The 15,782-nt window shown below is 60.9% G+C and carries 13 protein-coding genes and 1 riboswitch; of the genes, 6 read left to right on the forward strand and 7 right to left on the reverse strand.

Annotated elements, in window-relative coordinates:
- Together xth and HMPREF1249_RS02645 are read right to left on the reverse strand one after the other, a co-directional pair.
- Entirely contained in the window at positions 1 to 780 is a 780-nt protein-coding gene (xth, locus tag HMPREF1249_RS02640) for an exodeoxyribonuclease III (protein ID WP_008521601.1), read from the reverse strand.
- A 1-nt stretch (position 781) separates the two neighbouring features.
- Positions 782 to 1,762 (reverse strand): NAD(P)-dependent oxidoreductase, encoded by a 981-nt coding sequence (locus HMPREF1249_RS02645; RefSeq protein ID WP_021775774.1) that lies wholly within the window; start codon positions 1,760 to 1,762, stop codon positions 782 to 784.
- Between the two features lie 84 nt (positions 1,763 to 1,846).
- Here HMPREF1249_RS02645 and HMPREF1249_RS02650 point away from each other — a divergent pair, with 84 nt between their 5' ends.
- The 3 genes from HMPREF1249_RS02650 (at position 1,847) to HMPREF1249_RS02660 (ending at position 6,128) form a co-directional block, all read left to right on the forward strand.
- Complete coding sequence (locus HMPREF1249_RS02650; RefSeq protein WP_008523127.1) at positions 1,847 to 2,407, forward strand: hypothetical protein; 561 nt, start codon at positions 1,847 to 1,849, stop codon at positions 2,405 to 2,407.
- A 281-nt stretch (positions 2,408 to 2,688) separates the two neighbouring features.
- Positions 2,689 to 4,347 carry a dipeptidase gene (locus tag HMPREF1249_RS02655; RefSeq protein ID WP_008521598.1) on the forward strand — a complete coding sequence of 553 codons (1,659 nt, stop codon included), beginning with the start codon at positions 2,689 to 2,691 and terminating at the stop codon, positions 4,345 to 4,347.
- 143 nt (positions 4,348 to 4,490) lie between these two features.
- On the forward strand, positions 4,491 to 6,128 hold the full coding sequence (locus tag HMPREF1249_RS02660) for a dipeptidase (RefSeq protein ID WP_008521597.1): 1,638 nt from the start codon (positions 4,491 to 4,493) through the stop codon (positions 6,126 to 6,128).
- A 216-nt stretch (positions 6,129 to 6,344) separates the two neighbouring features.
- Here the strand turns inward: HMPREF1249_RS02660 and HMPREF1249_RS02665 are convergent, their stop codons facing one another.
- On the reverse strand, positions 6,345 to 6,668 hold the full coding sequence (locus HMPREF1249_RS02665) for a hypothetical protein (RefSeq protein ID WP_008523126.1): 324 nt from the start codon (positions 6,666 to 6,668) through the stop codon (positions 6,345 to 6,347).
- A gap of 130 nt (positions 6,669 to 6,798) precedes the next feature.
- Positions 6,799 to 6,959, reverse strand: a riboswitch (cobalamin riboswitch).
- 119 nt (positions 6,960 to 7,078) lie between these two features.
- On the opposite strand from HMPREF1249_RS02665, the gene HMPREF1249_RS02670 reads away from it, so the two are divergent.
- On the forward strand, positions 7,079 to 7,711 hold the full coding sequence (locus tag HMPREF1249_RS02670) for an HAD family hydrolase (RefSeq protein WP_008521595.1): 633 nt from the start codon (positions 7,079 to 7,081) through the stop codon (positions 7,709 to 7,711).
- On the forward strand, positions 7,708 to 9,408 hold the full coding sequence (locus HMPREF1249_RS02675) for a DUF255 domain-containing protein (RefSeq protein WP_008521594.1): 1,701 nt from the start codon (positions 7,708 to 7,710) through the stop codon (positions 9,406 to 9,408). The genes HMPREF1249_RS02670 and HMPREF1249_RS02675 overlap by 4 nt, the downstream gene beginning before the upstream one ends.
- A gap of 98 nt (positions 9,409 to 9,506) precedes the next feature.
- Here the strand turns inward: HMPREF1249_RS02675 and HMPREF1249_RS02680 are convergent, their stop codons facing one another.
- The gene (locus HMPREF1249_RS02680) at positions 9,507 to 11,105 is read right to left on the reverse strand and encodes a peptide ABC transporter substrate-binding protein (RefSeq protein WP_021775778.1); all 1,599 of its coding nucleotides are present in this window, start codon (positions 11,103 to 11,105) and stop codon (positions 9,507 to 9,509) included.
- A 107-nt stretch (positions 11,106 to 11,212) separates the two neighbouring features.
- Between HMPREF1249_RS02680 and HMPREF1249_RS02685 the strand changes: the two genes are divergently transcribed.
- Positions 11,213 to 12,013, forward strand: coding sequence for a creatininase family protein (locus HMPREF1249_RS02685; protein WP_008521592.1), 801 nt, complete (start codon positions 11,213 to 11,215; stop codon positions 12,011 to 12,013).
- Between the two features lie 89 nt (positions 12,014 to 12,102).
- Here HMPREF1249_RS02685 and HMPREF1249_RS02690 read toward each other — a convergent pair whose 3' ends face one another.
- From HMPREF1249_RS02690 to HMPREF1249_RS02700, 3 genes are all read right to left on the reverse strand, one after another.
- A complete protein-coding gene (locus tag HMPREF1249_RS02690) occupies positions 12,103 to 13,695 on the reverse strand; it encodes a peptide ABC transporter substrate-binding protein (protein ID WP_008521591.1) in 1,593 nt (530 codons plus the stop codon).
- Positions 13,696 to 13,788: 93 nt separating this feature from the next.
- Positions 13,789 to 14,751 carry an ABC transporter ATP-binding protein gene (locus HMPREF1249_RS02695; protein WP_008521590.1) on the reverse strand — a complete coding sequence of 321 codons (963 nt, stop codon included), beginning with the start codon at positions 14,749 to 14,751 and terminating at the stop codon, positions 13,789 to 13,791.
- The gene (locus HMPREF1249_RS02700) at positions 14,751 to 15,782 is read right to left on the reverse strand and encodes an ABC transporter ATP-binding protein (RefSeq protein ID WP_021775775.1); all 1,032 of its coding nucleotides are present in this window, start codon (positions 15,780 to 15,782) and stop codon (positions 14,751 to 14,753) included. The genes HMPREF1249_RS02695 and HMPREF1249_RS02700 overlap by 1 nt, the downstream gene beginning before the upstream one ends.

Below are 15,782 nucleotides of genomic sequence, written 5' to 3' on the forward strand. Positions count from 1 at the left end.
TCAAAGCTCCAAGTCGAAGTCGGCTAGCATCGGTGTGTGGTCCGACGGTTTTTCCCAGCCTCTGGGTTCCTTGTCGATCCAGCAGTTCCGGCAGAGCCCGGCGAGAGCCGGCGAGGCGAGCATGTGGTCGATTCTCCAGCCGATGTTGCGCTCCAGCGCGTTTTTGACCCGGTAATCGAAGAATGAGTACAGCTCTTCGCCGTCGTGGAACCGGCGGAGCAGGTCGACGAGGGCGGACGTTTTCAGCGCGTACAGGTCCCGGAGCTCTTGGATGAAACACACGTGATCTTTTTTGTTGGTCGGGTTGGTCACGTCCAGCGGCGTGGGGGCAACGTTCAAATCGCCGACCCACAGGACGTTTCCGGGCAGCCGGGCGGCAACCAGCCCCGACAGGCGGGAAAGGAACTCTTTTTTGTACTGGTAGTCTGGGTGATCGATCGCCTTGCCTTGAGGGACGTAGGAGTTAAAAATCCACAGATCGCCGAAGCGGACGGCCAGCAGCCGAGAATCGGCGTTCGGCTCCTGCGAGTCGTTGAACCCTGAAACGCTCTCGTCGGGCGCGCGGCGGGAGAGGACGGCCACGCCGTTGTATGACTTCTGCCCGGCGAAGACGGCGTGATATCCCATCGCCTCGACTTCTGCGACTGGGAACTGGTCGTCGGTCACCTTGGTCTCTTGAACGCACAGCACGTCCACCCCCGCTGTCGGCAGCCACCGTTCCAGAACCGGCAGGCGGCTTCGGAGCGAGTTGACGTTGAACGTTCCAACTCTAAAGGTCATCTTACGCCTCCTTGACGTACTCGCTGAAATTGACCCGACCGACATACGGCTCGCCGTTCAGGTACTTGATCAGGTTGTCCAGCGCCATGCCTATGGCCTCGGGCCACGACGTTTCCGAGTCAAAGGACGTGTGGCAGGACGCCACCACGTTGGGCAGGCGTATCAGCGGATCCGAGCCGTCCCAGACGTGTTCTTCCTCCCACCACGGATCGATCGCGGCGTGAAACTCCGGGCAGTCGAGCAGTTTTTTCAGGAGCGCTTGCCGGTCGACCAGCGCGGCGCGCGCCAAGTTGATGAACGTGGCGTTCTCCTTCATGGCCTGAAAGGGCGGTTGGCCGAACAGCTCGGCCGTTGCGGTCGTGGAGGGCAGGCAGGCGATGATGATATCGGCCTGAGACAGGGCGGGGAGAAAGCCGCTCATGTCCCAAGCGCCGCCGTCCAGAAGGGGATCGGTCGGCTTGTGGCGGGAGACCGCCGCGACCAAGCAACCTTGGGCCGCGAAGACCTCTCGGCAGGCTCTGCCGATGCCCCCGTAGCCGACGATTAGGACTCGTTTCCCCCGGATTCGCCGCAGCCCCCAGCCTAAACGGTGATACGTTCCGTCCTTCATGGCTTCTTTTTGGTCGCCCAGCTTGCGGAGGCAGGAAAAGGCCATCGCGAGCGCGTGTTCCGCCATCGTGGGAGCCCAGCCGCCGATGTTGGAACAGATCAAAGCGTCGTGGGGCACAGCGGAAAAGTCGAACTGGTCCGCGCCGGCCGCGATGGTCTGAACGAACGGGACGCGGTTCAGCAGTCCCTTCTCGTCGAAGGTCAGCTCTTTGGTCAGCATGGTGACCACTAAGGCATCACAGCCGAGAATCTCCTGACGGCGCTCCTGTTCGGACAGATCTTCAAGCCAAGTCAGCCGGTGACCGGGCAGTTTCGCGTTCACGACGGCCTCGTACTCGGGTTTTCTTTTCACGGCCAGACAGATTTTTGCCAAAGTGAGTCCTCCTCTGCGGGGAATGTTATGATTATAAAAAGACGGGCTGTGCTTTCACACAGCATTATGACAGAGGTGGTGCGGATGAGTAAAGAGACGACGATGCGGCGGATAGCCGGCCAGCTGTCTGAAATGATTCGTTCCCTTGTCGAGGGCATGATGGCGGCCCTCCGAAGCGGCGACCGCGGGGCAATTCTTCAGGCCGGACGGCGTGCCGCTGTTTTGGGAGAGCTGGCTGACGGGGCGCGGCGCGAAGCTGTGTGCGGCGTGCCGTCTCTGGACGCCGCTGCCCGCCTTGAGATCCTGACGGCGGCAGACCTGACAAAGGCGTTCCAGAGCCCGTTAGAAGACCTAGGCCGATGGGGAGCCTGTGAGCTCAGCGCGTTTGACGGGAGCCGCCTGTGGTTCGCCGAGCTGCTGAGCTCGTTCCTAGAGGACATGAACGGCGCTGTCCTGTTGGGGCCGAAACGTAAGGTCCCAAAGTTCGAGGCTAAGGACCTGGCCGGGCTTCGCTGTCAGGTGATGGACCGAATTGGGGATGACCCGTCGCGCGCCGGAATCACTTCGGCATTGGCGGTTCTGCGCGCGTTGGATTGCTTTGACAGCCTGTTCGGTCTGTTGGGCGGCCTTCGCCGGCTCGTTTAATTTGCTGCGCTGCTTTCGACGAGAGGGCGGCCGCTGACGTTAAGTCGGCGGCCGCCCTCTCGTTTTTTCTTCCGAAGAAGTTTTCAGCGCGGCGATGGCCCTTTGCCCGCGTAAGAGCCTGTCGGATTATAGGCTGGTGAGGCACACGACTTGAAGCGGCGCAAAATAGGGAGATTTTGAGACGAATTATCCAAACTTTTATAGAATAAATTGACTTCTCCGCCCTGCAGAGTAGAATGAATTAAGTAATTCTAACATTATTCCAAGGGAGGCAATGGAGAATGCAGAAAGCGCTGCACAAAACCCTTCTTGCGGCAGGTGCACTGGCCTGTATGGCTGCTTCGGCGGCTGCATGCACCAGCATGGGAGCCGGCTGCAAGGCGACGGCGGACGGTTCGGTTCTTGTCAGTCACACGGTAGACGATTGGTATGACCAGCGGATCAAGATCGTCCCGGGCGGCAAGCACAAGCCGGGCGAGATGGTGGACGTCTACGTGGACGTGTGCACCGACACGCGGCCGGAGCTCAAAATTTACAAGTCCGGCTCGATTCCGCAGGTTCCCGAGACGAACACCTACTTCCACGTGGGCTATCCGTTCATGAACGACAAGCAGGTGATGATCGGCGAGTTCACTTGGCTCGGTCGGGACGAAGTGTACAACGCCGCCGGCATGCTTTACATTGCCAACTTGGAAATCTTTGGCCTTCAGCGGGCTTCGACTGCAAGGGAAGCCATCAAGGTGATGGGTGAGCTGGCCGAGAAGTACGGTTACGGAGACTGGGGCGAGACGCTCATCGTCGGCGACAAGCACGAGGCGTGGGTATTTGAGATCTGCGGCGGCGGAGCTATTTGGACCCCGACCAGCGGTCTGCCGGGCGCTCACTGGGTAGCTCGGCGCATTCCCGACGACGAGATCTTCGTCGGTGCCAACCGTTCGCGCATCTGCGAGGTCGACTTCAACGACAAAGAGAACTTCATGTGGTCGACGAACCTGACCGACCTGCCGGAGAAAATGGGCTGGTGGAAGAAGGGCGAGCCGTTCAACTACTCGAAAATTTTCGACCCCGAGCCCTACGGCTATCCGCACTATCAGTCTCGGCGCGAGTGGCGGGCGTTCTCGCTGCTGAAGCCCAGCGAGAAGTTCCCGGTGAAGGACCGGTACGAGGCGTACCCGTTCAGCATCAAGCCGGACAAGAAGCTGACGCCCCGCGATATCATGCTGATTTACAGCGACCATCTTGAAGGCACCGACTATGACATGACCAAGGACCCAGCGTCCGGCGCGTTTGGCTGCCCGAACCGCTGGCAGCAGGAACAGGCCGACCTGCCTGACGACCTGAAGGGGCAGGACTGGGAGCGTCCTATCGCCCTGTACCGCTGCTCCTACAGCTTTGTGTCCCAGAGCCGTAGCTGGCTGCCCGACCCGATCGGCGGCGTGCTGTGGTTCGGCGAAGACGCCCCGGACACCACCGTGTACGTCCCGGTGTACTGCGGCGTGACGAAGGTTCCCGAAGCGTGGAGCACCGGCAAGCGGCACGTCTATGACCCGACCTGCGCTTACTGGGCGTTCAACCTAGTCAACAACTGGGCCAACCTTCGCTGGGACGCCATGTACAAGGAAATTCGAGCGAAGAAGGTCGAGTACGAGGATCGATTCTTCGCCGATCAGCCCAAGATTGAAGCCGAGGCCCAAAAGCTCTACAAGCAGAGTCCTGCCAAGGCAGTCGCTTACTTGACCAAGTACACCGACTCGGTCATGGACGAAGTGTTCAAGGGCTGGTGGGACTTCGCGTGGTACCTTATCGGCCGGTACCAGGACGGCCTGCAGATTAAGCCGGACGGAGCCAAGTTCCGCCCCGGTTACCCGGCCGAGTACCTTCGCAAGGTCGGATTTGGCGCCATGTCCCGTCGGGATCTGGAAAACGCCAAGAAAAAGTAAAAACTGTCTCCACAGGCGGGCGCCCAAGGGCGTCCGCCTTTTTTGCGGTGTCTTAGAAAATTTCTGTTGTGCCGAGCGTTGGTCGGTGGTACGCTGAGACGTCCGTTCAGAGAGAAGTGAGCGGAGAAAGGTGTGATGGGCCCATGGTTTTCTGTGCGTTGGCGGTTGTCGCGGGACTTGCCCTTCTGTTTGCCCGGAGGGCTGAGGCGTGCACGTCGTTCGGAGTAGGAAGGGCGGCGACGGCTGACGGTTCGGTTCTCGTCAGCCATTCGGTTGACGGGTGGTACGACCACAGGGTTAAGTTCGTCCCCGGCGGTCGGTTCGAGGCCGGTCAGACGACGGAAATTTGGGGAGACCCGTGCATTCAAACCCGGCCCGGGGTGCCGTACGAGAAGTTCGGAGAAATTCCTCAGGCCAAGCGGACGTGGGGATATTTTCACGTCGGGTACCCGTTCATGAACGAAAAGGGCGTCGTCATCGGCGAGCACACGTGGGTGGGCCGGGAGAACGCGGTCTGCAAGGCCGGAATGATGCACATCGCCAACCTGCAGGCGCTGGGCCTTCAGCGGGCCAGCACGGCCCGGGAAGCCGTCAAGGTCATGGGCGAGCTGGCCGAGCGGTGGGGGTACCGGGACATCGGCGAAGGGCTGATCGTCGGCGACGGACAGGAAGTCTGGATTTTTGAGATCGCCGGGCCTGGCGCAGACTGGACGCCGGAAAGCGGCAGAAGCGGCGCTCACTGGGTGGCCGTTCGGATGCCCGACGACGCGTACTTCGTCGGCGCGAACCGGGCGCGGATCGGCGCGGTGGACTTCTCCGACAGCTCCAACGTCATGACGTCTTCCGGACTGACCGACTACGCGAAAGAAAAGGGCTGGTGGGACGGCAGAGAGCCGTTCAGCTTTGCGAAGACATTTGATCCCCGGCCGGCCGACAGCCCGAAGGCCTACTCGGCTCGGCGGGAGTGGAGAGCGATGAGCATTCTCAGCCCGTCGGGCAACTGGCCGGTACAAAACGACGCGGTTGCCTATCCTATTTTCGTCAAGCCGGATGCTAAGCTGACGGTTCAGGACCTGATGAAGCTCTACGGGGACCACATGGAAGGGACGCCCTACGACCTAACCAAAGGTCCGGCCGCCGGGCCGTTTGGCAACCCGAGCCGTTGGACGGTGGAGCAGAAGGCCCTGCCCGACGACCTGAAAGGCCTCGATTGGGAGCGACCGATTTCGATTTTCCGCTGTTCGTACAGTTTCGTGGCTCAGTGCCGGGCTTGGCTGCCCGAGCCGCTGAAGGCCCTCCTGTGGCTGGGCCTTGGGGCGACGGACACGACCGTCTACGCGCCGATTTACTGCGGCGCCACATCCCTGCCGGAGGAGTGGTCCCGGGGCGCAAGAGACCGGTTTGACCCGAACAGCGCGTGGTGGGCGTTTGAGTTCGCCCGCAACTGGGCGTGCCTGCGGTGGGATGCGATGTTTAAGGAGATCACTGAGGCTCGGCAGAAGCTCGAGCAGTCGTACTTTGACGCTCAGCCCGGCCTAGAGCGTCTGGCGGCCGAAATTGCGGAGACGAGCGTTGAGTCGGCGCGGACGTTCCTTACCGGCTACAGCTCGACCTGTCTGAGCGACCTGTCGCGCCGGTGGTGGGCTCTCTGCTGGCAGCTGGTCGGCCAGTATCACAGCGGCATGAAAGTCACCGAAGGCGTGAGCCAAGAGAACTTGGGCTACCCGATCGACTACCTGCGGGAAGTCGGGTTCGGCTCGACGTGGAGGCCCGGCAAGTAACGGGACGCACGATCCACAAAAACGAATCAGCGGCCTGCCTATTCAAGGCAGGCCGCTGATTTTTCGTGAGAAAAAGCGCAGGCCGTTCCTTGCTGAAGGGAACGGCCTGCGCTGGAGCATGAATCTTCCGCAATGCGTGAACGCGTCGATTTCTTAGGGGGGAACCGGAGCGGAAGAATTCAAAGGTTGAACCGGAGCGCGGACGCTCCGAAGTTCTCAAAGGTTGTCAGTTTCGTCGAAAAGCTCTTCGGCGACGGCGAGCCGTTTCTGGTCGAACCGGCGGTTGCGGAAGAACAGGACGAGGTCAATGGTCACCATGATGATGTTCACCGCGTACATGGTCAAGACGGCGACGCTGTATCCGGCCGGATCCATCAGACACTTGGAAATGCCAGCCGCGTAACCCACAAGGATGACGATGAGGAACATCAGGCTCTTGCCGCCGACCGTTCGGGACGTCCAGCTCTTGTAAATGGACAGGGGCCAGGCGCAGCCAAAACAGATCAACATAACCGTCTCCAACACGTTCACCAACGACATTTAGGAAACCCCCTTTGAATTTGTCGTGTCCCAAAAAAAGCGGGAAGAGCCTCAGCTCTTCCCGCGGAACACGAGTAACTGACCGCTTTACAGCGGCTTGTCACCGGACTCCCGAAATCCCGCGGGCGGTCGTGTGTCTCATCTTGTGGTGGGTATCCTGGCTTCCTTCAACCGGCGGGACGCCTTCCGGGCAGGTGACTGCCGTGGCTTTTATCCCGTCGTCAGGTTCACAGTGGCGGCTCCGCTCCGGATTCAAACCGGATTCCCCGCTCCTCAAGACGTTTAACATTACTGTGTTAAGGTACTCTGATTCCCTCAACTTGTCAATGCTGAGGACAAAAAGTACGTGAGATGTGGGGTATAATTCCAAAAGCGAAGCCGCTTCTTTGATTGGGAAAGGGTGTGTTGGCGTGATTGAGGCTGTGGCCTTTGATTTTGATTTGACGCTGGTGGACAGCAGTCAAGGCATTTGGGCGACCATCTGCGCCTTGGCGGACGAACTGGGGCTGAGAAAGCCGTCGCTCGACGAGGTGAAGGCGACGATCGGCTATTCTCTCAAAGACGCCATGGCCGGGTTCTGGGGGCGTTTGGGCGACGGTTGGGTCGAACGGTATCGGGAGATCTTTGCCGCCCAGCACTACCAAGGCGTCGTTCCTCTGCCGGGCGTCATTGAGACGCTCAAAACCCTAAAGAGCCGCGGAATCGGCGTGGCGGTGGCCACAAACCGCCTGTCGCCCGACGACGTCGTCAACGCTTCCGGCGTGGGTGCCGTCTGCTCGGTGATCGTGGGAATCAGGACGCTGCCGTCCAAGCCGTCAGGGGCCATCATCTCGGAGGCCTTTCGGCTTTTGGGCGTCGATCCCCAGAGCTCGGCCTACGTGGGCGACACAGACATCGACATGATCGCGGCGGCGAACGCCGGGTGCATGCCCATCGGCGTCACGACTGGCAACCACTCGGCCGCCGATTTGCAGAAGGCCGGGGCTCGGCACGTGCTTTCTTCCGTCGTCGAACTGCCGGATCTGTTGGCGGGGCTGGAATGACCGGCTGCTCAGTTCCGGAAGAGTTCGGCCGCGCCGTCTCGTGGCGGGCCTTCGACGACCAAGCTCTGGACGAGGCGCGGGCTAAAAACGTCCCGCTGTTCGTCCTCGTTCACGACGAGACCAGCCCGTGGAGCTGGGCCGAAGCCGACGTCCTAGCCGGCTCCGAGGTTGCCGGTATGCTGGCAAAAGATTTCATTCCCGTCTTTGCCGACGCGAACGCCTATCCCGCCCTTGCTCTGGCAGGTCAAGCCCTCTGCCGGCTCTTTGACGCGCCCGGGTGGCCGCTGATTCTCATTTTGACGCCCGAACTGCGGCCGATTTTCGCCACCTCGTGGCTGCCGCCTCGCAAGGGCGCCAAGTTGGCCGACTACCTGCCCCGAATCAAGTGGCTTTGGTTGATGAAGCGGGCCGAAGTCGAGTCGGCCGGGCTGGCAAACTGGGCGAACTGGAAGCGGGCCTTAGCGCCGCTGCCGGCTTCTTCCGAGCCAGCCGACTGGAATGAGTTGGTCAGCCGAGCCGTGAGTGAGGACGCTGACGAGGAGTTCGGCGGTTGGGGAACGGAGCATAAGTTCCCGTGGCCTTGGCGGCTGCGCTTGGCCCTGCGGGATCCGGCGTTTCGGAAGCTGGCCGACAGGACGCTGCTGGCCCTGCTGACCGGCGGGCTCAACGATCGGTTCTGGGGCGGCTTTCACGCCTACAGCTTAGATCGCCAGTTCCTGACGCCTCGTCTCGGCGCGCCGCTTGACCTTCAGGCGTCGTTGACTCTGGCGGTGGAACAAGAAAGCTCGCTCGGGGCCAGCGTCGCGAAAAACGCCGTACTGGGCGGACAAAACCTGATCCGCGGCTCGCTCCCTCGAGCCGGCCGAGTGCTCTTTGACAGCCGCGGCGGCTGGAGCAAGTACCTGCTGGAGAGAGCTCAAGTCTGCAGTCTTCTGGCCGACAGAGGGGAAGCGGTGTGCGATGGTCTGTCGGTCTCAGCGGAAGGCTGGTACAGCGACCCGGTGACCGGCCGCAGGACCGGCGGGTCCGTGCCTACCCTGACCGACCCGGGCGAGGTGGCGGAACGCCACGGGCTCACAGCCGAAGAACTGGCCCGCGCCATCGCCGACGGTCTGAACAGGCTGAAGCCCGCCGAGGAACCGCCGGTCAGCCGTTGGACTTTGACGTCACCGTCGGCGCTTTTCGCTGCTGCCCTGTGCCGCAGCGGCGCCGAGAGCGTTGTTTCAGCTCGGGAACTGATGAGCGCCCTCAAGTCGGCCGTCTGGGACGGTGAGCTGTCCCACGGGCTCTGCGACGGTCTGCCAGTTGGAAGCGGAACGGCCGCTGATTACTGTTCCTGCGCCCTGGCTGCCTTTGATTTAGCGTCAGCGGGGCTGGCCGAGTGGGGCGATTGGGCCGCTGAGCTGATGGTCCAGGCAAAAGAGCTGTTTTTCGACGAGACCGGTATGGTTGCCGCCGCGCTCGACGACAGGCTCCCGGGCATTTGGCAGGTCGGCGACTCGTCCAGCCCGTCCCCGCAGGGGCTGTTCGTCCGTGGCTGCTTTAAAATGGCCGACGGCGGGCGTGGGGACGAGTGGGGTGATGTCGGCGACGCGGTCCTGCGCCGCTACAGCGGGGAAGCGAGCGCCGCGCCGGGAAACTGGGCGTTTCTGATCGGCGAGGGGCTGTCTCGTGCCGAGGGCAGGAAAGGGGAGTAACTGGCATTCGGTCCGATAAAAGGACGGCATCAAACGTAAAAGCAGGCGGGTTCTCGTGACGAGAGCCCACCTGCTTTTTGTGCAAGTACCTTTGGGGGTTAATGTTCGACCACGTACGCGTCCCGGAACAGGATCCAAGCCAGCGGGGACAGGTACACGCCCTTGACGTAGTCTTTCAGCATGTAGTTGATCGAGTAGAAGTACACCGGCGAAATCGGCAGCTCGTCCATCAGGACCTTTTCCGCCTCGTGGAGCAGACTGAAGCGCTTTGCCCGGTTCATCTCGCCCCGGGCGGCGCTCATCGCCTTGTCGTACTCGGCGTTGCTCCATGCCGGGGTGTTCTCGTAGTTCTGGGTCGTCCAGAGTTCCATCATGTCAGTCGGGTCGTTGAAGTCAGGCGTCCACGCCATGCGTCCCATCTGGAAGTGGTGAGAGTGGGTCGTCTCCAAGTAGACTTTCCACTCTTGGTTCTGCAGCTCCACGTCGATGCCCAGGTTCTTCTTCCACATGGCTTGGAAAGCCTCGGCCAAGCTCTTGTTGAGCGGGTTGGTGTTGTACATGAACGTGACATGCGGGAAGCCCTTTCCGTCCGGGTACCCTGCCTCGGCGAGGAGCTTCTTGGCCTGGTCGGCGTCAGCCGAGACGGGCAGGTACTTGGTCGGATCCTCTCCGCGGAAATCGGCGCCCTTTGGGTCTGCGCCGGGAATGCCGTCGGAAATAAAGGCTACAGCTGGCCGCTGACCGCCTTGGGTGACCTTCTCGACCAACGTCTTGCGGTCGAGGGCCAGAGCGAACGCGCGACGGACCTTCGGGTTATTGAACGGCTCCTGTTTTGTGTTGAAGATGACGAAGTACGTTCCCAGCGACGGCAGGGTCTTGGCCTCGCCGGAAGCCAGCAGCGACGGAGTCATCATCGCCGGCAGGGTGGAAAGCAGGTCCACGTCGCCGGCCTTGAAAGCCGTCAGGGCCGTGTTGGTGTCGACGATCATCAGGAAGCGCAGCTCATCCAGCTTCACGTCCGCCGCGTCCCAGTAGTTGGGGTTCTTCTTCAGCGTCATCTGGCTGTTGTGGCGCCACTCGCTGACGTAGAACGGTCCGTTCGAGACGATCGGCATGGCGCTCGTCCAGCCGGTCGGGTCCTTCTCGACGATGTCCTGACGGGACGGCATGAAGGTGATGAACGACAGGTAGTTGAGAATCAACGGCGACGGGTACTCCAGGTGAAGCACAAGGGTCCGGTCATCAGGCGCCTCGATGCCCACCTCATCGGGAGAGCATTTGCCCTTGAAGAGTTTTTCTGCGTTTTTGATGAAGAACGTTGTTGTGGCGTACGGACAGGCTGTGTCAGCGGACATGGCGCGGATGAATCCGTAGCGGAAGTCGCCGGCAGTCAGGGGCTTGCCGTCGGACCACTTGAGTCCTTCTCTCAAGTGGAAAGTCCAAGTCAGCTGGTCATCGGAAACTTCCCACTTCTCGGCTGCGCCGGGCTGCATCTCGCCGCCTTGGTCCGGGCGGACAAGGCCTTCGTAGGTGTTGAAGATGACGATCTGCTGGTCATTGGCGTTTGCCCTCGCCGGGTCAACTGTGCGCGGCTCGACGCCTAGGTTGTACGTCACCTTCATTTCAGCCAGTGCAACCGACGGCAGAGCGCAGAGGATCGCCGCAAACAGAACTCCCCATAGTCTCGTTCTTCTCATGAGTATCTCCCCTCCATGTAATTTGTGGTGATGTGAGACAATGAAGTAATGATATAATAGCACAGAACACAGCGGGTGAGATAACCCGGGATAGAGGAGGGGTTCGCATGTATTTGCCTGCCATGACTTGGCACGAGTTTCAGGAAGCGGCGAAGGACGACCTTGTCGCCCTCCAGCCTCTCGGGAGCACGGAACAGCACGGTTCGATAGGCCCATTAGGGACCGACTTCATCATCCCTCACGAAATGGCCAGAAGAGTAGAAGCTCAATTTCCAGACAAAGTCGTCCTTCTGCCGACGATTCCCTACGGCGTCTGCCCCAGCTTTGAGTCGTTCGCCGGCTCGATCGACATCGGGGACGAGGCGCTGGCGACGATTCTGACAAGCGTCGTCCGCGACCTGTCACGGCACGGCGTTAAACGGTTTATCTTCCTGAACGGACACGGCGGCAACACCCTGCCGATGGAGCGGGCCTGCGCAAAGGCATGGGACCTTGGCGGACTGGGCGCGATGTTGGACTGGTGGAAGGTTGCCCGGGAACTGAAGCCCGAATGGGGCGGCGGCCACGGCGGCGGCCAAGAAGCGGCGGTCAGCATGGCAGTTCGGCCCGACTGGGTGAACAAGAAAAAGAACTTTGTCCCTGAAAAAATCGTCCACCTGTCTGACGCCCTCAAGAGCACCTACGGCGAGGCGACGACGTTCAAGGGCGCGACGGTTCGGATCGTCCGCAAGGCCGACGCCTACACGGCGACCGGCACGTTCGGCGGCGGCGATGACAGCTGCGCGAAGGCCGATCCCCAGTGGGGCAAAGAGATTTTTGAGGGCGTGACGGCCTACTGCATTGACTTCGTGGACGAGTTCCTCCGCGTGTCGCTGGAAAAAGCGCACCAATCGTGCATTATGAAGTAGCCGTTTAACGGACGCAGAATCAAACGCAAAATAACAAAGCCGCCCGATTGGGCGGCTTTGTTGCGTTCTTGAATCTGCTTGGGGATGAACTACTCGATGTCCGCGTCTCTGAACAGCAACCAGAGGAACGGCGACTGATAGACGCCCTTGACGTTGGGCTGCATCAGGTACGGGGTGGCGTAGTAGTAGATCGGCATGACGGGCATTTCGTCCATCAGGATCTTTTCGGCTTTGTGCATATCCTCAGCGCGCTTGGCCATGTCGGTCATCGTCACAGCGGCGTTGATCAGCTTGTCGTACTCGGCGTTCTTCCAGCCGGTGCAGTTCTCGAAGTTGTCGCTGGTCCACAGGGCGAGCATGCCCTGCGCGTCGTTGAAGTCAGCGATCCAAGCGTGACGGGCGATCTGGTAGTTCTTCTGGTTGCGGGTGTCGATGAAGACCTTCCACTCCTGCTGAACCAGCTCGACGTCGACGCCCAGGTTCTTCTTCCACATGGCCTGAAGGACTTCGGCGATGGCCTTGTTGCCCGGGTTGCCGTTGTAGGTGTAGCTGACCGACGGGAAGCCCTTGCCGTCCGGATAACCGGCTTCGGCCAGCAGTTTCTTGGCGGTCTCAACGTCCGCGTTGGGCGTCAGGTACACGTTGGAATCCTCAGAACGGAAGTCGGGTCCGCCGACGACGGCGCCGGGGATCTTTTCGGGGATAAAGCCGTTGGCCGGGTGCTGGCCGCCCTGGGTGACCTTTTCGACGATGGCCTTGCGGTCAATTGCCAGAGAGAACGCCTTGCGGACCCGCGGGTCGTCGAAGGGCTTCTTGGTGACGTTGAACACGGTGAACGCCGTGCCCAGCGTGGGCAGGACCTTGGCTTCGCCGCTCTTGATGAGCTGAGCCACCATCAGCGGGGGCAGGTGGTCGTTCACGTCGACGTTCTTCGCCTTGAAAGCGGCCAGAGCGGTGTTGCTGTCGACGATCATCAGAAGGCGGACGCCGTCAAGCTTCACGTTGGCTGCGTCCCAATAGTTGGGGTTTTTCTTCAGCAGCATTTCGCTGTTGTGCTTCCACTCCGCCACGTAGAACGGGCCGTTGGAGAGCATCGGCATGGACGCGATGGTCCAGCCGCGGGGGTTGGCCTCAACCAGCTCGCGCTTGGCCGGCACGAAGGGGTTGAACGACAGGTACTGAAGGACCAGCGGGGACTTCTCAGCCATATGCAGAACCAGCGTCTTGTCGTCCGGCGCCTCAATGCCCACGTCCTCAGCCTTGCACTTGCCTTCGAAGAACTCCTTGCCGTTCTTGATCATGTAGGCCAGATAGCCGTACGGGGCGGCGTTCTCAGGAATTAGAATGCGCAGGAACCCGAACTTGAAGTCGGCGGCTGTCAGAGGAGAACCGTCGGACCATTTCAGACCGTCGCGAAGATGGAACGTCCAAGTCAGGCCGTCTTCGGACACGTCCCACTTCTCAGCGCAGCCGGGGGCGATGACGCCGTTCTCGTCGGGACGGACAAGGCCCTCGAAAACGTTGTAGTCAACGGTGGATCCGTCAACCGCGTTGTTGAGGACCGGGTCAATGGTGCGGGGTTCAACGCCCAGGTTGTAGGTGAGAATCTTCTCGCCCGCCAAGGCTCCGGAAGCGCACAGCGTCAACGCTGCAAGTGCTGCCAATAGCTTACGACTCGACATGAATCTGTTCCTCCTTTTGAGAATTCCCGATTCGTGAAGCGCCTAGGTTCTACCTATGGGACGCACGGCCGCCGGTCGGACGGCCGGTGAAGCCTACATGTTGTGGCACGCGCTGAAGTGTCCGCCGCCCCGATCGACGAACGCCGGGGTTTCAACAGAACACCGCTCGGTGGCATGCGGGCAGCGGGTGTGGAACTTGCAGCCGGACGGAGGGTTCAGAGGACTGGGAATTTCGCCCTGCAGGATAATCCTCTTGCGGGCGTCCGACTTGTCAGGATCCGGCACTGGAATCGCCGACAGCAGAGACCGGGTGTAGGGGTGAAGCGGGTTGGTGTACAACTCGTTGCTTTCTGCCAGCTCGACGATGGCGCCCAAGTACATGACGGCGATTCGGTCGGAAATGTGCTTGACCATCGACAGGTCGTGGGCGATGAACAGGTAGGTGAGCTGCAGTTCCTTCTGCAGGTCCTCAAGGGTGTTGACGATCTGTGCCTGAATCGACACGTCCAGAGCGGAAATCGGCTCATCGCAGATGATGAACTCAGGCTCGACTGCCAGACTTCTGGCAATGCCGATTCTCTGGCGCTGGCCGCCTGAGAACTCGTGAGGGTACCTGTTGGCGTGCTCGCTGTTCAGCCCCACCGTTCTCAGCAGGTGGCGGACCCGGTCGCTCCACTCGTCCTTGGGAAAACCATGAATGATCATCGGCTCCTTCACGATGTCGCCGACGGTCATGCGCGGGTTCAGGGACGCGTACGGGTCTTGGAAGATCATCTGGATCTTCTTGCGCCACGGCAGCAGGCTTCTTTGGTTCATGGAAGCCAGGTCTTGGCCCTCGAACAGGATCTTCCCCTCGGTGGGCTCGTAGAGCCGGACGATGGTCCGGCCGGTGGTCGTCTTGCCGCAGCCCGACTCGCCGACAAGCCCAAGCGTCTCCCCGGGCCAAATGTCGAACGAAACGTCGTCAACCGACTTGACCGTGCCGCGGGACACGTGGAAGTACTTCTTCAGGTGCTCGATACGGACAAGGGGTGCAGCGTCATAGGAAACGGCCATCAGCGGTTCCCCCCTTTCGCCGCAAATTCTTCGTCAACCAGCCAGCAGGAAGTGCGGTGTCCCTCGCCGACCACAGTTTCCCGAGGCGGATAGTTCAGGCATATCCCCTTCGCCAGAGGGCAACGGGGCGCGTACCGGCAGCCGGCCGGCGGGTTCAGCAGGTCAGGCGGTTGGCCTTCGATAGGAATCAGCCGCGTTTTTACCAGCGACTCCGGGTTCGGCACCGACTGAAGCAGCCCTTTCGTGTACGGGTGAGCCGGCCGGTAGAAAATATCCTGTCGGGATCCCTCTTCCATGATGCGGCCGCCGTACATGACGACTACCCGGTCGGCCATGCCGGCAATGACGCCCAAGTCGTGGGTGATCAAGATGATTGAGGTGCCGAACTGATCTTGCAGGTCCTTCATCAGCTCCAAGATCTGAGCCTGAACCGTCACGTCGAGGGCCGTCGTCGGCTCGTCGGCGATGAGAAGCTCAGGATGGCACACCAGCGACATGGCGATCATGATGCGCTGACGCTGACCGCCGGAGAACTCGTGAGGGTACTGCTTGATCCGCTGCTCCGCCGGCTCGATGCCGACCCGCCGCAGCATGGACACGGCCTGACGGGTTGCTTCTTCGTCTGACAGGTGTCTGTGCCGTTTGAGCGGCTCGCAGAGCTGATACCCGACGGTCAGAACCGGGTTCAGGCTGGTCATCGGGTCTTGGAATATCATCGAGATCTTGTTGCCCCGAATATCCGTCAGCTGCGACGTGGTCAGCTCGGTCAGTTCCTGCCCTTGGAACTTCAGCGAGCCGGAGACGACTTTGCCCGACGTCCCCAACAGGCGGAGCACCGACAGCATCGTGACGCTCTTGCCGCTGCCCGACTCACCAACAATGCCTAAGACTTCGCCGCGCTTGAGGTTGAACGACACGCCGCCGACCGCCTTGACCTCGCCGACTGGCGTAAAAAACGATGTGTGCAGGTCGTCGACGACCAGAAGGTCTTCGGCGAGCGCAAGACGCTCTTTCCGAGAAAGTTCGCTCAT

It is taken from the genome of Jonquetella sp. BV3C21 (genome assembly GCF_000468895.1).
Classification (GTDB): domain Bacteria; phylum Synergistota; class Synergistia; order Synergistales; family Dethiosulfovibrionaceae; genus Jonquetella; species Jonquetella anthropi.